We start from the raw sequence: 20,910 nt of genomic DNA, 5'->3' as shown, positions 1-20,910 counted from the left end.
TAATTTAAGAGGTTAACTCTTAATTTAACTCCACTTTTTTTATTTAAAAAATAAAATGGGAAAGAATTAAAAAATTCTTTCATTTTAAATCTAGAAGTATCTAGCTAAGATTCCTTCTAAGATTTTGTAGTGACGACCTTCGTCTTTAGAACTTTCTCTAAAGAAGTCAGCTGCAGTTTCGAGACCTGCTTCTTGAGCTTTTTCGGAAGCTGCTCTTTTTTCTGCGTTAGCCATTTTTTCTCCGCCTAACATCCATTCGATGTTTGCTTTGAGGTCATCTTTAATGATTCCGTTCATTTCACAGAATCTTGCAGCGTGTTCAGCTTCTTCCCATGCTAATCTTTTGAATACTTCAGCTAATTCTCCGTAGCCTGCTCTGGATGCTTGTCTGGACATTGCTAAGTAGATACCTACTTCGTTGGTTTCTCCTTCAAAGTTTCCAGCAACTTCTTTTTCAACTACGCTTCCTTTTGTAAGTCCAATTTCATGTTCATATTTAACCATATTATCACCTTTAATTAATTAATTTATAATTCTTTACATGCTTTAGCTAATTTTACACCTAACTCAAAGCTTGCGTTATCTTCTTCAGCGGTTGGTACAAAGTAGATTTCTTGGGTATCTACAACATCAAATCCGCAGTTACCTAATTCTTCAGCGAGTTTTTGAGGAGATCCACCTCTTCCACCCATGGAACCGAAAGTAACAGCTTTTCTTTCAATTCCGGTTCTGTTGAATAAGAGACCTTTTAAGTAGTACATGATGTCCCCAATACTTGGGAATGGTACATCGTTAATGGTAGGATCACCAATAGCTACTCCTTTACTGGTTAAGATACTTTTTACGATTTCAGATCTTTCATCTTCGTGTAAGAAGAAGATTTCTACATCATAACCTTCGGAGATGGCACCTTCTGCAATTTCGTGAGCCATTTGTTGGGTAGAGTAGTGCATAGTGTCGTAAATGATAGTAATTTTATCTTCACATACACCAGTAGCCCAGTTTTGGTAAGCTCCGATAATTTGCATTGGGTCAGTCCAGATTTGACCGTGGGATGGTGCGATCATTTTAATGGAATCGAGTAAACCTAATTCAACAACTTCATTTAATTTTTTGAGTACTAATTTTGAAAGTGGGGTAATTAAGTTTGCGTAGAATTTTTGTGCTGCGTCCATTAAAACGTATTCTGGGATTTCATCAGAGAATCTTTGGGTGTAACATAAGTGTTGACCAAATGCATCGTTAGGGAATAAAATACCGGTTTCGTCTGCAAGTAAGGTAAACATACTGTCAGGCCAGTGTAATAAGAATGCATCTAAGAATGCTAAGGTTCTTCCACCAACATCTAAGGAGTCTCCAGTACCTACGGTAATGAATTCTGCACCTTCGAGTGCTGGGTAATGTTTTAAGAGACCTTTAACTGCAATTTCGGTACAGTAAATAGGTGCTTCTGGGAATCTTTTGTGTAAGTCTACTAAAACACCAGAGTGGTCTTTTTCAACGTGGTTTTGGATGATGTAGTCAACTTTTACATCTCTTCCTTCTTGTGCGAAAGCATTGTCAATACGTGCCATCATTTCTTTAGTTTTTCCTGGGTAAGCATTATCAATAATTGCTACCTCGTCTTCTCCAAATACAATGTATGCATTGTATGTAGTTCCGTCTAAGGTGTAACCGTGATAGGATCTTAAATCCCAGTCAAGTACACCAATCCAGTATACTCCATCAGCTATTTTTTGAGCATTAGCTTTCATTTTATTATTCTCCTATTAAGTTGTAATTCATAAGTTAATTATGAACTGCTAATATTAAGTTTGTATTTATCTGTTATTTATAGTTAACCCAAATACTTCTACATATTACGAACAGTTCGTTAGCAATTTTTAATTACTTACTAATCATTGTACAATTTTTCTATCATTTTTTACAATTTTGATTAAATTTTAGATAATAGATATATTTATTAACTAATAGTTCTCATATATAGTTATACATAAGGAGGGAAGTAATGAACGAACAAAAACCAATACAAATTTTTTCCGATTTATCGGATTTATCTGTTAAGGTTGTAAAAAGTCCAGTTAAGCTTACCATTTTGGAAATGCTTAGGGATAGAGATATGGAATTTGATGAGATTGTTAGTAATACGGGTAAATCAAAATCCACTGTTTCTGTTCACTTAAAAAATTTAAGGGAAACTGGAATTATCTCTTATAAATTGCACCCTGCAGACAACAGAAAAAAAATATTTTATTTAAACTCAAAGTATCTCGGATCTGTTAATTTTTCAGAACCAAAACAGCTTGAAGAAACTCAATCCAATTATTTAATTGAGAATATTGTTGAAGGAGATGGACAATTTTCAACATTATTATTTCACACCCTAAAAGCAATGCTTATTCAGGAAGGAATCAATATTGATCCTATTTTAAAATCAACAGGTAATCAGATAGGAAAATCTATCTATCATAAAATATATGATGATGATTTAGATGTATTTATGAATAATTTATCTAAATTCTGGGAAAGTAAGGGATTAGGTAGATTAACTTTTGAAATCGGACAAATAATTAAAATTACTACATACGACTGTTTCGAATGCGAATTACTTCCAAAAACCGGAAAACCTGCCTGTTATTTAGATACTGGAATAATAGAGGGTTTATTTACTGAATTTTTCAAATTGCCTGTTAGCGTTATTGAAACACAATGTTATACAATGGGTGATGGTAAGTGTGTCTTTGAGATTGAACCTCAAAGTGTAAAAATTCGTTAGTCTCTAAATTTAACAATAGATGTTGTAAGATAAGGTTTTTCGTGAGAAAAGCCTTCAACTATTTTTTCATTTTCACGAGTACAGTTTTGTACTGAGTAAATATCTTTATCCCTTTTATCATTTTTTATTTTTAATTCAAGCTTTGTAGAATTTCTTGATGCTTTCATAAGAACAATAGAATCACTGTATTCTATGACATTGCTGATTCTTTTGTCAATTTTTGGAACAACAGTTAAAATATCATTTTGTTCAACTAAAGCTTCGTTTCTAGCAGCAGCACATGCAGTAAATGAAGTGATTCCAGGTATGGTTTCTACTTCGTAATCATCAACTAATCTTTTTTGTAAGTATGAATAAGTACTAAATATGGATGGGTCTCCAAGAGTAATAAATGCAACATCTCTTCCGGTATTAAGGTATTGTGAGACTAAATCTGCTGCACTGTTCCATATTTTTTCAAGTTCATTTTTGTTTTCAATCATAGGAAAAATAGGTTCAACAATCATTACTTTTTTGTAGTCATCTCTTTTTTCAAGAAGAGGTTTTACAATTGATAATGCAATACTTTCTTTTTCTTTTGCAGATTTTGGTGAAAAAATTACAGGGATACTTTCCAATACTTTTGCTGCTTTTAATGTTAATAATTCAGTATCTCCAGGACCAACACCAATTCCAATCAATTTTCCTTTTTTAGCCATAAAATCACTTTAATTTATAATCATTCATTTAAAAAATTATTTTACAAATGCTCTTTCTATAATTTATTTATATTATTTTTACCTAATATATTTTTAATGTCAAATTCAATTTTTTGTCCAAATTGCGGAATGTTAAAAAGTAACTGTACTTGTGGAAATTACTCTAAAAAGGAATCAAAAGGTTCTAGAAAAGAATCTAAAGGTCCAACTAATTTATTTAGTTTTTCTAAACCAAAACCTAGAAGTTCATCAATATTGGATGATGAGATTCCTGAAGTATACAGTGTTGAAGATCATAGACAAGATGAAGGAACTGCTGCTTACTTAAAAGAGTTATATCCTCATATAGATGATGATATTATTGAAAATTTCCCTTTTGAAGAGCCAAGAACAGGACAGTTGGAAATTATTCAGGATATTAACGATGCTATTAAAAAAGGTTATAAGTACATTATTTTGGAAGCAGGAACAGGTACTGGTAAATCTGCAATAGCTACAACTTTAGCTAAGATGTATGAATCCGCATACATTTTGACAATGACAAAACAATTGCAGGCACAATATTCAGACGAATTTGAATTTCCGTTAGTTAAAGGTAGGAATAATTTCGCATGTTTACATGAGAAACTTGAATTTTCATGTGATATGGGAGCTTGTAAAACTTCTCCTACTTCAAGTAAATTTTTCTGTCCGTATGGTGTTGCAAAAAATCCTACTTTGGATGCAGAATTGGCTTTTGAAGATTCATTTGGTGGAACTGTATTTTATCAGTCTGGTGCCCACTGTCATTACTGGAATCAGAAAGCTAATGCAATTAACTCACCAATTACATTAATGAACTATGATTATGGAATTGTTGAGCTTAATTATGTAAAACACTTCGGCCCACGTTCACTTCTTATTCTTGATGAGGCTCACAATATCGAAAGTAAATTAATGTCTACAATGGAAGTTACTTTGTATAACAGAACACTTGAAAATGATATTAACAAAAGAATATCTCCTGAAACACTAAAAGACGGAGAAATTGAAGATTGGATGATGGAAATTGATGCAATCAGAGATTCCTACGAAGATATTGATTTAAAAGATGTAAGTAAAAATAAAGCAGACAGAATTAGAACAACTATAGGTAGACTTAAAACTTTAAGAAACAATCTTGAAAAAGAGCCTAATAACTGGGTAATTGATACTGAAGAGTCTGGAGTTACCTTTAAACCATTAAGAGTACATCATTATGCTAAAAACAATTTATTGAAGTATGGGGATGTAGTTATTTTTATGAGTGCTACAATTTTATCTCATAAAATGTTTTCAAAATGGTTAGGATTAAATCCAAATGATGTTTATCATATTAAGGTTGATAGTCCCTTTACCAAAGAAAAAAGACCGATTATTCTTAATTTAGCAGGTAAAATGTCTGCTAACAGGATTAAAAATACAGCTCCTAAGACTATTCCTATTTTACAGGAGATTTTGAAAAAACACGAAGGAGATAAAGGATTAATTCATACTCACAGTTATAAATGTCAGCAGTTTATTACAAATAATTTGTATAATTCAAGATTAATTTCACATACTTCAAAAAACAGAGAACAAGTTTTAGATTTCTTTGAGAAAAGTGAAAACCCATTAGTTTTAATTTCACCATCTATGAGTGAAGGTGTGGATTTACCTTATGATAAATGTAGATTCCAGGTTATTTATAAAATGCCTTTCCCATATCTTGGTGATAAGCAGGTTAATATGAGAATGAAACGTGATAAGAAATGGTATGCATATAAAACAGTAATGACTTTAATGCAGGCATATGGACGTGGTATGAGAGCTGAAGACGACTCATGTTATACTTACATTATTGATAGTGATATCAACATGCTATTTAAAAGTCCAATGTATAGATCTTTAATACCTGACTTTTTCAAAGAAGCAGTTGTTAGAGTTAAAAAATAGCGGACCTGGAGGGATTTGAACCCTCGACCTCAGGATCCGAAGTCCTGCGTCATTCCTGACTAGACTACAGGCCCTATTAATAATTATTATTTCTATTGTTTCTAAAATAAAAGAAAAAAATAGAAATAAATGGAAATTAATCAATATCGTCTACTTCAGCAAAAATATCATCAATACTTTCATTATCGAGTTTTGCTTGTCTGTATTCAATATCCTCAATTTCTTCACGAGTCAATCCTTTTTTGCTTTCTTCTTTTTCTTTAGCAGGTGGGATATCATCGATGTTTTCAGTGATAGGTTGGAGTGGTTTTTTATTAGAATCAGATGATTTTTTAAATTTAGTTTTAATGTCCTTTATATTGAATTCACCAATTTTGTATGAATCTTTATCTAAAGGAATATTGCTTTTAGGAATAACATTTTTGTTTTCTTTTTCCTTAGCTTCTTCTTTTTTAACTTTTTCCTGTGCATCAATAGAGTTAATACTATTGGTTATTCCTGTTAAAGGATTTCTGACATTGAATACTTTGTAGATTCCGTAAGCTAAGAATATAATTCCAAATCCAAGGGCAAGTACTGAAATAATATTTGTTTCACCAGCAACAACATTATCAATTACTCTATCACTAGCAGATTGGAATATAAATATTGAAGCTATTAGTAATACAACACCTAAAACAGCGCTGAAAATTCCTAAAATAGGAGTCCTGCCAATTTTAGCATTAATGATGTATTCAAAGTTTTCACTCATTTCACTAATGATGTCTTCTGGTTCTTCTAGTTCTTCAACTAAATCATCTAATTTTTCTTCTTTTGGAGTATTGATTAAAAAATCTTTATCGATAGGTGCATCTTCTAAATTTACAACATCGGCTTTATTATTATCCGGATGATAAATATACTCATCATCGATATCTAATTTATCAAATTCACTGGAATCTTCAAGATAATTAATTAATTCTTTATCTTCCTGTGGATCTTCTGAAGGATTATCCTCTTTGACATTGTCAATCAAATCCTTTAAATTAGAAATCCTATGTTCTTTTTCTTTAGAATCTTTCATAAAACACCCTCAGTCATATGCTCTCCAAGTATGTTTACATTTAACGCATGTGAATATACGAGTAGGAGCTTCATCAGCACTACGAGTTTGTAATAATTTGTATGTTGCAATGTTATGTCCACATTCTGGACATACTTCTTCTGTTCTTGGGCCAACGTCTACGTCTTCACCCAACATTTTAACATTATCTTCAGTCTCAACTTTCTTTGAAACTGTATAATCATTATTATTGGAGTCTTCTTTAGTGTAACCGCAACCGTTACATTTTAAAATGTTACCATTTGGAAACATCATTGCTCCACATTCTGGACAAAATTCCATTTAACTCCTCCTCTATAATTTAAATATTAATTTATATTACAATGATTTTTTTTTTAAATTATTTAAATATAACCTTATTTTTTATTTTTAGCTTTATTTAAGCAGTCTTTTATTATTTTCTTATGGTCAAATGCAAGGTCTATTTCATTTATTTCATCATCTGAAAATATGCCAATATCTATTGCATCATCATCTGCATTTCTATCATCGAAATTTCCTTTTGCAGTATATACTACACTTATAGTATGACCTCTTGAATCTCTGTTAGGGTCAGAATAAACATTGACTAAATCTATGAGTTCAACATCAATGCTTGTTTCCTCTTTTGCTTCTCTTATAGCAGCAGACTCTACTGTCTCACCATAGTCAACAAATCCACCTGGTAGCGCCCAATAATTTTTAAAAGGATTATTTTTTCTTTTAATTAAAATAAAATTAAAATTATCATCAAAAATAAAAATATCGGTAGTTATAGATGGTTTTTTGTATTTACTCATTAAACCACTTAAAAATAAAGTATTGAAGCTTATTCTAAAGCTTCATCAATAAGTTTTTTTAAATCTGCACTTTGACTGTGGAGTTCTTCTGCAGCTTTTTTCAATGCATTTCTTGGTCTTTTTCCTTTTTTGGTTTTAATTGTCATTTCTGGTTTTCCAGTAAGAGGATGATCAATATTGTAAACTGCATACTCAACATCAGGGTTTTGCATTAAAATGTGTCTTAATGCATTGCAAACTCCATGACTTTCATCTTTTACAACAAAAGTTAATTCTAATGTTTTATCTTCAATTATTTCAAAATTTTCCATCATTTTATCAACCTAATTAATCATTAATGTAGTTTTTAGAAACTTTACGTTTTTCTTTCTTGTTACAACTATTACATTGAACTTCGTCAGCTTTTTGTGTAGTGTGCATGTAATCTCTACAACGAGTACACATAGCTTTTAGGACACCGCAATCATCATCAGTACTGCCTAAATCAACATTGTCTCCAGTAACTTTAACAACTTTTGCTTGAATGATATCTCCTATTCTAAAAGCATCAGATAATTTCTCTAAATAATCTTTTTTTGCTTGTGAGATGTGTATAGCACCCATATAAGGCAATGCTAATGGTCTTCCATTGTCTTTAATACATTCAATTTGAACATTAGCTCTTTGTGGTTTGATGTCGGTTATTTGACCATAAACTATGTCTCCAACTTTTAAAAGAGCAGGTTTTGCATCTGACACAACAGAAATTACCTTCATTTTTTGATTAATTTTAACATTTCCAAGTACTGATGATTTAATATCTCCATCGTCATCATAAGTACCCTCTCCTGGAAGATATTGTTCAATTATTCCTAATTTATCTCCAGGCATTACAATTTTATCTTCTTCTATTTTCATATTAAAATCACCAAAATAAAGAGTTTATAAAAATTTCTTTAATATAATAATTTTATTTAAATTAATATTTAAAATTATTTATAGCGTTCATGGAATAAAATTTCGTCTAATTGGTAATTTTCCCATTCTCTTTTATCTAGAACTATTTCAAGTTCCTGTGGAGTTAATAATGGTTTTTTATACATTTGGGAATCATCAATTGCAATTCTTGGACATGCACTTACAACAAATGCATCTAGTTCTAAGTAAGGAAGCAAGACGTCTGGTGAAACATTATCTACTAATATGATATAGGCTTCCATATTTGCATCTTCTAGAATCTTTTTAATCTCTTTTGCTAATGTCATTCTGTATTGGCCTTCTTTTGTAGATACTAAAATTCCCCATTTTTTAGCACTGCGGGCCTTTGTGATTCTTGCAAATCTGATTCTTAAGATTCTGTCTGCAAATTCATTCATGCTTCTAATTTCACCATTGTATGGGTCTAGAGCAAGAACGGGGGTATTTGAGAATAATTTAATTCCCAATGCGTGAAAGTTTCCGTTTCCAATAAATAGGATTATTTCAACATCCAAATCTTTGATTGATGAGAAATTACATCCTAAAACTTGCCCTTTTCTGGTTGATGGTGAGGAACCAAGAATAACTTCTTTTCCATTGTCCTCAAGGAAATCTTTAGTTTCATTTAAAAGATGCAGGTGCTGTGTTGTTGTAACAAGCCCTATTCTGTAGTAGTCTTTTAAATGTTCTAAGGATTTCTCAAGATCTTTTTTAATATCAATATTTGAATATGCTTCAATGAATAATGTTGGAACTTCATATTTTAAAGGAAGTGGTGTGTGTCCATAATGAACAATCAAGTCCACAGACCCTTTCATTTTGTAATCACTAACATCACATGCTCCAAAACATGGGTCACCTGAAATGATGACTGTTGCATCAGTTTCTTCTTCGATTTGTCTGGCTATTTTAACAGCCTGCATTTTCAAACCTTCTGGAAACTGAAGACCAACAGTTTGAGCATCTATGGATGTTATTTTTCGGATTACTTTATCTAAATCCATATTATACATTGACATTTTAATCTTCGATTGTTTCTTGGATAACTACTTTGCCGTCGATAACATCTAATTTAATGATGGATAATACATCAACACCAGTTTCTTGTTTAACGATTTCTTTTCCTGCACCTTTTTCAATTACAGCAACTGTTGATTTGATATCGAGACCTAACTCTTTTAAGGTGTCTAATAATGCTATTAATGTTCCTCCAGTACTTACCACATCATCAATGAGCAATATTTTTTCACCAGCATGTAAATCGTTGATATAAAGGTTTGATGAACCGTATCCAGTTTTTTGGTGTACTTTTGTTTCTCCTTCAAGACCATATTGTCTTTTACGAATTACAACGAATGGAATGTCTGTTGCAAGGGATAATGCAGTAGCTAAGTGGATTCCCATTGCTTCAACAGCTACAATTTTATCAACATCTAAATCTGCATGTTTGTATACAGATAATGCTAATTCTCTAAGCATCTTCGGGTTCATTGCTGGAACACCGTCGCTTATAGGATTTACAAAGTAGTTGTACTCACCTTTTTTTACAATTGGTGATGTTTCTAAAGATTTTTTTACTTCTTCTAACATGATATCACAAATTATTAAAACTTTGTTATATATAAATATAGACTAATATAATTATATAAGTTTGCTAATTAGAATTAATATAAGTGATTAATATGCTTGGAAATTTAGGTGAAAATCTTACTAATACAATGAAGAAATTAGTAGGAATGTCAGTTATTGATAAAAAAACTATTAAAGAAGTTGTAAAAGACATTCAACGTGCTTTAATTCAATCTGATGTTAATATTAAGTTAGTTCTAGATTTATCAAAGAAAATTGAAACCAGGTCTCTTGAAGAAAAGCCTCCAAAAGGTATTACACCAAGAGAACACGTTATAACAATTATTTATGAAGAAATGGTAAATCTTTTAGGTAGTGAAACTGTTGGTTTGGATATTAATGAAAGACCTTACAAAATTTTATTCTTAGGTCTTCAAGGTAGTGGTAAAACAACCACCATTGGTAAATTATGCAGGTTCTTACAAAAGAAAGGTTTCAACCCTGCAGTTGTATGTACAGACACATGGAGACCAGCAGCTTACGTTCAATTAAAACAGTTAACTGAAGAAATGGACGTTCCTTTATATGGTGATCCTGATAATAAAGATGCTTTAGACCTTGCTAGAAAAGGGTTACAAGAGTTTAAAAACAGAAAAGTTATTATTTTCGATACTGCTGGTAGACACAAACAGGAAGAAGATTTAATTGCTGAGATGGATGAATTAGATGATATTATCAATCCAAATGAAGCTATTCTTGTTATTGATGGAACAATTGGTCAACAAGCAGGTGAACAGGCTAAAGCATTCTCAAAAGCTACTGATATTGGATCAATTATTATTACAAAATTAGATGGTTCTGCAAAAGGTGGGGGTGCAATGTCTGCTGTTGCAGAAACAGGAGCTCCAATTAAATTCATCGGTACTGGTGAGAGAATCGACGACTTTGAGTTGTTTGATCCAGAAAGATTCATCTCCAGATTGCTTGGTATGGGGGATATAAGATCTCTTATTGAAAAAGCAGAAGAAAATATTGACGAGGATATTGCAGAAAAAACAATGAACAATATGCTCACCGGTAAATTCACATTGGTTGATATGAAAAACCAATTTGATATGATGAATAAAATGGGTCCTATGCAACAGGTTTTAAATATGATTCCTGGAATGGGAAATAAAATCCCTAAAGAAGCTTCTAAAATGACTGAAGACAAAATTGCATCTTACAAAATCATGATGTCTTCAATGACCGAAGAAGAAATGTTAAACCCTAAAATAATTAAACAATCCCGTGTTCAAAGGATTGCTAGAGGATCTGGTGTTTCTGAAAGTGAAGTAAAAGAGCTTTTAAAATATTATAACAACACCAAAAAGACCATGAAAGGAATTGGAAAACGTGGTGGTCGTTTAGGTGGCGGTGCAATGAACCGTATGATGGGTCAATTCATGAATAGATAGTATGTACGAATTAGCAAAACAAATTTTAGAACAAACAGATGGTAAAATCTGTAAAAATTGCCTTGGACGTAAATTATCCAAAACAATCGAAGGCAAAAATAACATTGAAAGAGCAGATAAAGTCTGTGAAGAATTAGACATTAATTTAGATGATGTTGATTGCGTAATCTGTGATAATATCTTTGATAAACTCAATGATGATTTGTATAAAAAAATTGATGATAAAATCAACCAATTAGGAGTTGAATTTGATACTTTCCTCGTTGGATCAAAGATTCCTAAAGATATCCAGGAACGTGATGACGAGTTATCTGCTAAATTTAATTTGACTGTTGAAACACTTAAAAAAGAAGTTAACAGATTAATTGGTTTAAGACTCTGGGAAATCTATGATAAAGAAGCAGAGTTTGAAAGCCAAGATATTGTATTTAACATTGATTTGGTGGAATCTAAAGTCAGAATTCAAATCAATCCGTTATATATTGAAGGAAAGTACAACAAACTTCAAAGAGGAATTCCACAAACCAAATGGCCATGTACAAAATGTAAAGGAAGAGGCTGTGAAGAATGTAACTTCACAGGTAAACAGTATCCTGAATCCGTTGAAGAATTGATTTCCGAGCATGTATTAAAATTAACCAAGGGTAAGGAAGCTAAATTCCATGGTGCTGGTCGTGAAGACATTGATGTATTAATGTTAGGTTCTGGAAGACCGTTTGTACTTGAAATCAAGGAACCAAAAATAAGAAAACTTGATTGGGAAAGTGTTGAAGCAGATGTAAATGAAATGAATGAAGGAAAAACTTCATATCATAATTTACACTTATGTAAAAGAAACAGAAAAGCGGAGATTAAACAATCATCTCCTGATACATATAAAGTTTATAATGCAATTGTTGAGTGTGATGAGAAATATGATGTATCAAAACTCGACGAATTGCCAAAATTAGATGAAATTCATCAACAAACTCCACTTAGAGTATTAAGAAGACGTGCGGACAAAGTACGTGTTAAACATGTTAAAGAATTGTCATACGAAATAATTGACGATACACATTTCAGTATCCGTATTAAAACTGAAGGTGGATTATACATTAAAGAATTAATCTCTGGTGATGAGGGAAGAAGCCAACCTAATATAAGTGAAATTTTAGGTGTAAAGGCTATTTGTGAACAATTGGATGTAATAGAAGTTAGTGAGAAGTAGATAATATGGCTGAAGAATTTACACATTTAACAGAAAATGGAGTACACATGGTTGAAGTCGGTGGAAAACCAGATCAAAAAAGAAGAGCTATTGCAAGTGGAAGCATCTTTTTAGATAAAAATACCATTAATTTAATTCAAAATGAAGAAATCAAAAAAGGAAATGTTTTAACTACTGCTCAAATTGCAGGAATTCAAGCTGTTAAAAACACATCTTCAATTATTCCTCTTTGCCATCCGTTGGCTTTAACTGGTATTGAACTTGATTTTGAAGTAAAAGAAGACGAAATAATAGCTACATGCGCTGTTAATACATTAGGTAAAACTGGTGTTGAGATGGAAGCTATTACTGGTGTAAGCGTTGCTTTATTAACTGTTTGGGACATGGTTAAGGCTGTTGAAAAAGATGACGACGGACAATACCCTGATACCAGAATCAGTGATATTAAAGTAATCAAAAAAGAAAAAATTTAAACTATATATACTATGAACAAAATAACTATAAACATTATTTTTATTAATTAATTATATACGTGGGATTATTATGGCGAAAAAAGATAAAATTTCTATGCCTCAAACAGGTGCAGGTTTAGTAAGATATTTTGATGAAGAAAGTCTCGGACCAAAACTTTCTCCAGAGCACGTTATTGTTGCTACTGTTATCATGGCTATTTTGTGCTTTGTTTTAAGGTACTCAGCTTAATTATTGTTTATTTTAAACAATACTATTTTTTTTATTTATTTTTGATACTATGTTAACTAAAAGAATTATTCCTTGTCTAGATTGTGATTTACAAGTTCCTGAAGGTAGGGTTGTAAAAGGAGTTGAATTTAAAGAAATCAAATATGCTGGAAATCCAGTAGACCTTGCAACCAGATACTATGAGGAAGGAGCAGACGAAATTGTAGTTTTAGATATTACTGCTTCTCATGAAAGACGTGCTACAATGGCCGATGTTATTGACAGATTAACAGAAAACGTTTTCATGCCAATATGTGTTGGTGGAGGAATAAGAAAAGTTGAAGATTATACTAAAATGCTTAGAGCAGGTGCAGACAAGTGTTCAACCAATACTGCAGCAATCAAAAATCCTAAGCTATTAACAGAATCTTCAAAAGTTGTAGGATCACAGGCAGTTGTAATTGGAATCGATGCTAAAAGAAGATATGTTGATCATCCTGATGATGCTCCTGATAAAACCGTTATTGAAACTGAAAAAGGTTTCTGCTGGTTTGATTCAAGTATTTATGGTGGTCGTGAATTTACTGGTATTGATGCAATTCAATGGGCTCAGGAATGTCAGGACTTAGGTGCTGGTGAAATTCTCCTAACAAGTATGGATGGAGATGGAACTCAAAACGGATATGATATTGAGTTAAACAAAGCTATTAACGATGCTGTTGATATTCCAGTTATTGCTAGTGGTGGTGTTGGAGAGCCAAAAGATATTTTAGATGTCTTTGAAAAAACTGACGTTAGTGCAGCTCTTGCAGCAAGTATTTTCCACTTCAATCAATATTCTATTGGTGAAGTAAAAGAATATTTAAAAGAAAATAACGTGGCTGTTCGTTTATGATTATTAAATCTCCGATTGATTTGGAATTAACACAGATTTCTGGTCAGACATCCCAACCACCTTGGGAAAAAATTGATGATTCCTATAAACAGGCTATTTTAATCAATAACAAACCAGTTTTAGTTAATGTTAAACAATCCGGAGAATTCTTAGAATTTAATTACCAAGGAGATATTTCTCAAAATGAGGTTATATCTTCTCTAAACTATATTTTTGATTTAGATTTTAACTTAGATAAATTTTATAAATATTTGGCAAATCATGAAGAACTTTGCCAGATGTCTGATTTTTGCTCAGGATTAAGACTATTTTTAGCTCCAAATCCCTTTGAGTGTATTATATCCTCAATTTGTTCAGCAAATAACTCTATTAAAAGATGGACAAAATCAATTTCAGAAATTAAACATAATTGGGGAAATAGCTATAATGAGTTTTATACTTTTCCTGAAGTTTCTTCATTTCAAAACATATTTTTAGATGATGAAGAAGAAGCCCAATTAACTTCCGGTGACATCTCAAAATGCAATAATAATTTGAAATCATGTGGTGTAGGCTATAGAGCACCATATATGAGAAAAGCTGCTGAGATGTTTACAGATGAAATTGACCTTTTGGAAATTCCAAAAATGAGCTATGATGAAGCTTTTGAGACAATACTGAAAGTTCCTGGAGTTGGTCCAAAAGTAGCTGACTGTATTTTACTTTACGGATTTAACTTTAGACAGGCTTTTCCAAGTGATGTATGGATAAAAAGAATTGTTTCTCATTTATACTTTGATGGTAAGGACATTAGTGTTACCAAGGTAAGGGAATTTGGAATGGAAGAATTTGGAGATAATGCAGGTTATGTTCAACTGTATATGTTTCATTATGCAAGAAAATCCGGTTTAATGGCTAAATTAAAATAGGTTATGCTATAAATTATTAAGCAATGAAACTCAAAAACATCGTTTTAATTGTAGCAACCTTAACATCATTTTTTGCAGTATTTTTATCTTCTGCGGTAATGGTGGCAGTTCCAAGTTTAGCATCTGAATTTGGCATGAGTAATATTGTTCAAAACTGGGTTACTATGCTATTCTTTTTAGCAGTAGCTATTTTTACAATTCCTGCAGGTCAGCTATCGGCTAAATTTGGTCTTAAAAAGTCAATGGTATTCGGAACAGCAGTTTATATAATAAGTTCTATTGTAGCTATTTTTTCAATAAACTCTGAAATGTTTTTATTATGTCGTTTAGTCCAAGGTATTGGTGTATCATTTTTAAATGTTGCTTCCATGGCTATGGTTGTATCTGCATTTGATCCTCAAGAACGTGGTAAAGCTATTGGAATCAATGTAACTGGAGTTTATCTTGCAACATCAACTTCTCCTGTTGTTGGTGGATTTTTAAACTTCCAGTTCGGATGGAGATCTATATTTTTAACATCAGTTCCTTTTTTAGTCTTGATTTTAATTTTACTTATAGTTGAAGTCAAAGAAGAATGGGCTACAATGGCAGATGTCCCAATAGATTGGAAAGGTTCAATTGTATATTCATTAGGAATTTTACTCTTCATCTATGGATTTACCCGTTTGGATGAAAGTATTGGTATCATATTAACAGTTGTCGGTTTAGTTGTACTAGCAGTATTTATTGCTATTGAACTTAGACAGAAATATCCTGTATTTGACGTGAAATTCTTTAAAAATCCAAAATTTGCATCTGCTAACTTTGCAGCGCTAACAGCTTATCTTGCAACATTTGCAGTAACAACAATTGTAAACTACAATCTTCAATACATTAGAGGATTTGACTCTCAAATGGCAGGTTTGGTGCTTTTGGTTGCTCCTGTAATTCAGGTAATTATGGCTCCAATTTCAGGAAGACTTTCTGATAAGATAAATCCACAAAAACTAGCTGCTGTTGGTATGCTTTTTGGTGCAATTTCTCTTGGAATGCTTGCAATGCTTAACAATTCAACACCACTATGGTTCTTGATTGTTGCAATGATAGCTCATGGTTTAGGTTTTGGAATATTTTCATCTCCAAATACAAATGCGATTATGGGTTCTGTTCCGCCTAAAGACACTCCTGTTGCATCTGCATCTGTTGCTACAATGCGTGTTATCGGTCAAACAATGAGTATGGGAATGTTAACTTTGGTATTTGCATTTGTGATGGGTAATGTACCAATTGTAGAGAAATATTTCCCTCTTTTAATTACAAGCTCTCAGATAACTTGTTTAATTTGTATGGTGTTGTGTGTAGCATCTATTTTTGCTTCACTGGTTGGTATTAAATCTAAAAATTAAAAAAAAGTTGAAAGATAAGAATTTATCTTTCTTCTACAGTTACTTTGTTCATTTTGTCGCCTTGGCGAATAGCGTTAACGACATCTTGACCTTTAATAACTTGACCGAATACAGTGTGTACTCCGTCTAAGTGAGGTTGTGGAGAGTGAGTAATGAAGAATTGGCTTCCACCAGTGTCTTTTCCTGCGTGTGCCATAGATAATGCACCGGTTCCGTGTCTGTGTGGGTTTCCTTCAGTTTCACATTTAATTGTGTAACCAGGACCACCAGTACCGTTTCCTCTTGGACATCCACCTTGAATTACAAAATCAGGAATTACTCTGTGGAAAGTTAATCCATCATAAAATCCTTCTTTAATTAATTTTTCAAAGTTTTCTACAGTTCCAGGTGCTTCATTTGGGAATAATTCAAGTTCAATGTTCCCTTTATCGGTTTCAATTATTGCGACTTTCATTTTATCACCTAATTTTTAAATAATATTAATATTATAAATATTAATGATTAAATAGTTTATGGAATGATAAAATGAATACTAAAGACTTAATTAAAATAGAAGATGACTATTTCATAAACACTTTTACCAGACAACCGGTCGTACTTGACCATGGTGAAGGTGTTAGAGTAACTGATATTGATGGAAATGAATATTTAGATATGTTTGCAGGTATCGCTGTAAGTGCTTTAGGTCACAATCATCCTAAACTTGTAAAAGCTATACAGGATCAAGCTGCAAAACTCATTCACATTTCAAGTATTTACTATAATGAACCAGCTTTGGTATATGCTAAAAAATTAGTTGATGCAACTAACTTTGACAGAATCTTTTATGCAAACAGTGGTGCTGAAGCTAATGAAGGAGCTATTAAGTTAGCTGTTAAATACACTGGAAAAAGTGAAGTAATATCTACTGTTGATTCATTCCATGGAAGAACAATAATGACCCTTGCAGCAACAGGTCATGAAGAATATCACGAACCATTCAAATCATTATTACCAAACGGATTTGTAAATGTTCTATATAATGATATTGATGCTATTAAAGAAGCTATTAATGAAAACACCGCAGCTATTATTGTTGAACCTATCCAAGGTGAAGGTGGAGTAAATGTTCCTGATGCAAATTACTTAAAAGAAATTGAAGCAATCTGTAAAGAAAACGGTATTGTATTTATTGTAGATGAAGTACAAACTGGATTTGGAAGATGTGGAACATTATTTGCACACGAATTATTCGGTGTTAAACCAGATATCATGACTATGGCTAAAGGAATCGGTGGAGGAGTCCCAATGGGAGGAATCTTAGCAACCGAAGAAGTAGCTAGTGCATTTGTACCTGGAGACCATGGAACTACCTTTGGTGGAGGACCTCTTGTATGTGCAGCAGCTAATGTAGTCTTCGATGAGTTAACCAGTGAAGGATTCTTAGATAACGTTAATGAAGTTGGTGAATACTTCATTGATGAATTGAAAAAATTAGATAAGGATGTCATTGAAGACGTTCGTGGTAAAGGATTAATTGTTGGTTTACAATTAACCAAACCTGGTGCAGAATATGTTGACAAACTCAGAGAAGCAGGATTCTTAATTAACTGTACTGCTGGAAATGTTTTAAGATTTGTTCCACCATTAACAATTACTAAAGCTGACATTGATGAATTTGTTAAAGCTTTAGATGAAATTTTATAAGGTTATCATCAGATAACCCAATTTCTTTTTTTTAATACTTTTTTTAGGGATGCAGATAGCTCCAAACTTTTTAATTTATCAAGATTTGCCCACATAAACTCGGTGTGCTCTTCACTTATTTTAACATCACCTGAAACATCATCAAGATACATCATTAACTGTACGGTTCTTTTATTTGAATAATCGTTTTGTACCGCTTCGCAAAGGTCTCCAACTTTACAATCAAGATTTGTTTCTTCTTTAATCTCACGAACAAGTGCCTTAGTAAAGTATTCGCCATCTTCAACTTTTCCGCCTGGAAGTTCCCACATCTCAGGATCTGTTTTTGATTTTGGATGTCTTTTAACAATTAAAATCTCATCGTTTTTGTTTTTAATTACTCCTCTAACAGTAAGACCATAAAATTTCTCCATATTTTTTGCCTCATGAAGTGTTTTAATCATATTTTTAATTTGAAATTTAAAGTATTGAATAGCTATTTGTTGTTTAGAAAAATTTAAATATATTAAAAGAAATAACTTAAAAACATAATGCAACTTTTTTAGGAGTTTTTATTATGGATTTAAATATTAAAGTTAACGAAAAAAACCACCTTGATATTGGTGGCGCAGATGCAGTCGATATTGCAGAAGAATTCGGAACTCCCACCTATGTCATTGATGAAAATAGGATAAGAGACAATTATAACAGATTTTATTCTGCTTTTTCTAAATATTACTCTGATTTTAAAGTATTTTACGCATGTAAAGCAAATACCAACCTCGCTGTAATGAAAATTTTAGAAAGTGAAGGTTGCTGTATTGATGCAGTTTCCCCTGGAGAAGTTCACATATCCAAAAAAGTCGGATTTTCCGGTGACAGAATCTTATTTACTGGTAACAACATCACCAATGATGAATTAAAATATGTTCATGATGAAGGTGTTGTCTTAAACATTGATTCAGTTTCTGCTCTTAACAGATTATCTAAAATGATTAATCCTGAAGGAGTAAAAATCTCATTTAGAGTAAACCCAATGGTAGGTGCAGGTCACCACGACCACTGTATTACTGGTGGAGTAATGAGTAAATTCGGTATTATGGAATCTGAAGCTGTAGAGGTATACCAAAAAGCAAAAGAATTAGGATTTGAACCTGTTGGTATGCACTCTCACATCGGATCTGGTATTTTAGACCCAGAACCATTCAAATTAGCTATTGAATCTACAATGGATATTGCAGGTAAAGTTCACCAAGATGCTGGAATTGACTTTGAATTCGTTGATTTTGGTGGAGGTGTAGGTATTCCATATACTCCTGAAGAAAATATTGTAGACTTAGACAAGTTTGCAGAAGTAAACATCGGTTTATTCAAAGAAAAATTAGAAGAATATGATATGAATAATCCTACAATGTATCTCGAACCCGGAAGATACTTAGTTGGAGATGCTAGTGTACTTTTAGTAACTGTAAACAGTTTAAAACAAAGTTACAGAAAATTCATCGGTGTAGATGCAGGTTTCCACACTCTCTTAAGACCTGCAATGTATGAATCATACCACCACATTGTAAATGCAAGCAAAATGGATGCTGAAGATACTCAAACTGTTGATATTGCAGGTAACGTTTGTGAATCAGGAGATTTATTCGCACGTGACAGACCAATGCCTGATGTAGAAGAAGGAGATGTATTAGGTATCTTAAACGCTGGAGCATATGGATTTACCATGTCTTCAAACTACAACTCAAGACCTCTTGCATCAGAAATCTTAGTAACTGATGGTGAATGCTCAGTTGTACGTGAAAGAGAAACCTTCGAAGACTTATATGCAAAACAAAGCATTCCACCACACTTAGAATAAGCTGGTAATATTATGGATTTAAAAGGATTAAAATTTTCAAAAATGCATGGAATCGGTAATGATTTTCCAATTATTGATGAATCAAAAGAAAAAGTAATCTCTGAAGAAGATAAACCTGAAGCATGTAGAATATTATGCCACAGAAACTTCGGTGTAGGTGGAGATGGTGTTTTATTCGTAGAACCGTCTGACGTTGCAGATATCGGTTATAGGATGTTTAATCCTGATGGAAGCGAAGCTGAAATGTGTGGAAACGGTATTAGATGCTTTGGTGATTTTGTCTACAGAAAAGGTATTTTAAAACAGGAAAAAATGACTGTTGAGACAAGAGCAGGAATTAAAACAATTGAAATTACCTTGGATGATGATGAACCAGTATTATTCAGAGTGGACATGGGATTATCAACATTCAAAACTCCTGAAATCCCAATGATTAGTGATGCTGAAGAGTTCTTGGACGGTGAATTGGAAGTTTTAGATACAACTTTCAATGCAACTGCTATTAGTGTTGGAAATCCTCATGCAATTATCTTTGTTGATAATGTGGATGAAATCGATATCAACAAGTATGGTCCAGCTATTGAAGCTCATGAAGTATTCCCTGAAAAAATTAATGTTCACTTTGTTGAAGTTATTTCTAAAAACGAAGGTAAAATGATTACTTGGGAGAGAGGTGCTGGTGTAACACTTGCATGTGGTACTGGAGCAACTTCTACAGCTATTTCCGGATTTAAATTAGGTTTATTTGATAGTGATGTATTACTTCATTTGCCTGGTGGAGACTTGAAGTTCAATGTCTATGAAAAAGATGATGAACTTGGAGCTTTCATGGAAGGTCCGGCACAATTAGTTTACGACGGAGAATTCTAATTCTCCTTTTTTTGAGTCTGTAAAATTTTATAGGCTTATTTGATTTTAAATTTTTTACAGTTGAAGTTTCACTTCGATGAAAATTCGTTCTAATTTTTCTTTAATTTAAATTTTAATGGCTAAAAAATAGTAAATTACTTAAATAAG

General features: G+C 32.3%; 24 protein-coding genes and 1 tRNA gene. 12 read left to right on the top strand and 13 right to left on the bottom strand.

From position 1 onward, the window contains the following. Positions 1–90: 90 nt before the first annotated feature. The gene (locus PUD86_04440) at positions 91–504 is read right to left on the bottom strand and encodes a ferritin family protein (GenBank protein ID MDD6776520.1); all 414 of its coding nucleotides are present in this window, start codon (positions 502–504) and stop codon (positions 91–93) included. 23 nt (positions 505–527) lie between these two features. Beyond that, the gene (locus tag PUD86_04435) at positions 528–1,754 is read right to left on the bottom strand and encodes an FprA family A-type flavoprotein (GenBank protein MDD6776519.1); all 1,227 of its coding nucleotides are present in this window, start codon (positions 1,752–1,754) and stop codon (positions 528–530) included. Positions 1,755–2,008: 254 nt separating this feature from the next. On the opposite strand from PUD86_04435, the gene PUD86_04430 reads away from it, so the two are divergent. Next, complete coding sequence (locus PUD86_04430) at positions 2,009–2,776, top strand: ArsR family transcriptional regulator (protein ID MDD6776518.1); 768 nt, start codon at positions 2,009–2,011, stop codon at positions 2,774–2,776. On the opposite strand, the gene cobI is transcribed toward PUD86_04430, so the two are convergent. Then, positions 2,773–3,474: a precorrin-2 C(20)-methyltransferase gene (cobI, locus tag PUD86_04425; protein ID MDD6776517.1), complete on the bottom strand. Its 702-nt coding sequence runs from the start codon at positions 3,472–3,474 to the stop codon at positions 2,773–2,775. The two genes, PUD86_04430 and cobI, sit on opposite strands and share 4 nt — an antisense overlap. A gap of 96 nt (positions 3,475–3,570) precedes the next feature. Here cobI and PUD86_04420 point away from each other — a divergent pair, with 96 nt between their 5' ends. After that, complete coding sequence (locus PUD86_04420) at positions 3,571–5,427, top strand: ATP-dependent DNA helicase (GenBank protein ID MDD6776516.1); 1,857 nt, start codon at positions 3,571–3,573, stop codon at positions 5,425–5,427. Here PUD86_04420 and PUD86_04415 read toward each other — a convergent pair. The 8 genes from PUD86_04415 to hpt all read right to left on the bottom strand — a co-directional run bounded on the left by PUD86_04415 (position 5,428) and on the right by hpt (position 9,855). Next, a tRNA-Arg gene (locus tag PUD86_04415) sits at positions 5,428–5,501 on the bottom strand. It lies immediately after the preceding gene. A 62-nt stretch (positions 5,502–5,563) separates the two neighbouring features. Beyond that, positions 5,564–6,490, bottom strand: coding sequence for a DUF3185 family protein (locus tag PUD86_04410; protein ID MDD6776515.1), 927 nt, complete (start codon positions 6,488–6,490; stop codon positions 5,564–5,566). Positions 6,491–6,499: 9 nt separating this feature from the next. Next, positions 6,500–6,811, bottom strand: coding sequence for a transcription factor S (locus PUD86_04405; GenBank protein MDD6776514.1), 312 nt, complete (start codon positions 6,809–6,811; stop codon positions 6,500–6,502). A 74-nt stretch (positions 6,812–6,885) separates the two neighbouring features. After that, entirely contained in the window at positions 6,886–7,308 is a 423-nt protein-coding gene (locus tag PUD86_04400) for an NUDIX hydrolase (protein MDD6776513.1), read from the bottom strand. A 29-nt stretch (positions 7,309–7,337) separates the two neighbouring features. Then, the gene (locus tag PUD86_04395) at positions 7,338–7,622 is read right to left on the bottom strand and encodes a DNA-directed RNA polymerase subunit L (protein MDD6776512.1); all 285 of its coding nucleotides are present in this window, start codon (positions 7,620–7,622) and stop codon (positions 7,338–7,340) included. A gap of 13 nt (positions 7,623–7,635) precedes the next feature. Further along, positions 7,636–8,205, bottom strand: a complete 570-nt coding sequence (locus PUD86_04390; GenBank protein MDD6776511.1) for an exosome complex RNA-binding protein Csl4 — start codon at positions 8,203–8,205, stop codon at positions 7,636–7,638. Positions 8,206–8,279: 74 nt separating this feature from the next. Further along, positions 8,280–9,284, bottom strand: coding sequence for a diphthamide biosynthesis enzyme Dph2 (gene dph2 / locus PUD86_04385; GenBank protein MDD6776510.1), 1,005 nt, complete (start codon positions 9,282–9,284; stop codon positions 8,280–8,282). A gap of 1 nt (position 9,285) precedes the next feature. Further along, on the bottom strand, positions 9,286–9,855 hold the full coding sequence (gene hpt, locus PUD86_04380; GenBank protein MDD6776509.1) for a hypoxanthine/guanine phosphoribosyltransferase: 570 nt from the start codon (positions 9,853–9,855) through the stop codon (positions 9,286–9,288). An 86-nt stretch (positions 9,856–9,941) separates the two neighbouring features. Between hpt and PUD86_04375 the strand changes: the two genes are divergently transcribed. From PUD86_04375 to PUD86_04345, 7 genes are all read left to right on the top strand, one after another. Next, positions 9,942–11,291 carry a signal recognition particle protein Srp54 gene (locus PUD86_04375; GenBank protein ID MDD6776508.1) on the top strand — a complete coding sequence of 450 codons (1,350 nt, stop codon included), beginning with the start codon at positions 9,942–9,944 and terminating at the stop codon, positions 11,289–11,291. After that, entirely contained in the window at positions 11,284–12,498 is a 1,215-nt protein-coding gene (locus PUD86_04370) for a tRNA pseudouridine(54/55) synthase Pus10 (GenBank protein MDD6776507.1), read from the top strand. Before PUD86_04375 ends, PUD86_04370 begins: the two co-directional genes overlap by 8 nt. Positions 12,499–12,503: 5 nt before the next feature. Beyond that, complete coding sequence (moaC, locus tag PUD86_04365) at positions 12,504–12,971, top strand: cyclic pyranopterin monophosphate synthase MoaC (protein ID MDD6776506.1); 468 nt, start codon at positions 12,504–12,506, stop codon at positions 12,969–12,971. A gap of 70 nt (positions 12,972–13,041) precedes the next feature. Continuing rightward, positions 13,042–13,200, top strand: coding sequence for a preprotein translocase subunit Sec61beta (locus tag PUD86_04360; protein MDD6776505.1), 159 nt, complete (start codon positions 13,042–13,044; stop codon positions 13,198–13,200). A gap of 49 nt (positions 13,201–13,249) precedes the next feature. Then, on the top strand, positions 13,250–14,074 hold the full coding sequence (gene hisF, locus PUD86_04355; protein ID MDD6776504.1) for an imidazole glycerol phosphate synthase subunit HisF: 825 nt from the start codon (positions 13,250–13,252) through the stop codon (positions 14,072–14,074). Beyond that, positions 14,071–14,982, top strand: a complete 912-nt coding sequence (locus PUD86_04350; protein MDD6776503.1) for a DNA glycosylase — start codon at positions 14,071–14,073, stop codon at positions 14,980–14,982. Before hisF ends, PUD86_04350 begins: the two co-directional genes overlap by 4 nt. Positions 14,983–15,005: 23 nt before the next feature. Then, positions 15,006–16,367 (top strand): MFS transporter, encoded by a 1,362-nt coding sequence (locus tag PUD86_04345; protein ID MDD6776502.1) that lies wholly within the window; start codon positions 15,006–15,008, stop codon positions 16,365–16,367. A 22-nt stretch (positions 16,368–16,389) separates the two neighbouring features. On the opposite strand, the gene PUD86_04340 is transcribed toward PUD86_04345, so the two are convergent. After that, positions 16,390–16,821 carry a peptidylprolyl isomerase gene (locus PUD86_04340; protein ID MDD6776501.1) on the bottom strand — a complete coding sequence of 144 codons (432 nt, stop codon included), beginning with the start codon at positions 16,819–16,821 and terminating at the stop codon, positions 16,390–16,392. A gap of 71 nt (positions 16,822–16,892) precedes the next feature. On the opposite strand from PUD86_04340, the gene PUD86_04335 reads away from it, so the two are divergent. Further along, positions 16,893–18,053, top strand: coding sequence for an aspartate aminotransferase family protein (locus PUD86_04335; protein MDD6776500.1), 1,161 nt, complete (start codon positions 16,893–16,895; stop codon positions 18,051–18,053). 8 nt (positions 18,054–18,061) lie between these two features. Here the strand turns inward: PUD86_04335 and PUD86_04330 are convergent, their stop codons facing one another. After that, complete coding sequence (locus PUD86_04330) at positions 18,062–18,466, bottom strand: NUDIX domain-containing protein (protein MDD6776499.1); 405 nt, start codon at positions 18,464–18,466, stop codon at positions 18,062–18,064. A 143-nt stretch (positions 18,467–18,609) separates the two neighbouring features. Here PUD86_04330 and lysA point away from each other — a divergent pair, with 143 nt between their 5' ends. Then, positions 18,610–19,893 carry a diaminopimelate decarboxylase gene (lysA, locus tag PUD86_04325; protein MDD6776498.1) on the top strand — a complete coding sequence of 428 codons (1,284 nt, stop codon included), beginning with the start codon at positions 18,610–18,612 and terminating at the stop codon, positions 19,891–19,893. 12 nt (positions 19,894–19,905) lie between these two features. Next, on the top strand, positions 19,906–20,763 hold the full coding sequence (gene dapF, locus PUD86_04320; protein MDD6776497.1) for a diaminopimelate epimerase: 858 nt from the start codon (positions 19,906–19,908) through the stop codon (positions 20,761–20,763). Positions 20,764–20,910: the final 147 nt, after the last annotated feature.

The sequence above is a fragment of the Methanobacteriaceae archaeon genome, assembly GCA_029219465.1.
In the GTDB taxonomy this organism is placed as follows: domain Archaea; phylum Methanobacteriota; class Methanobacteria; order Methanobacteriales; family Methanobacteriaceae; genus Methanocatella.
This window is presented reverse-complemented; position numbering and strand designations above follow the sequence as displayed.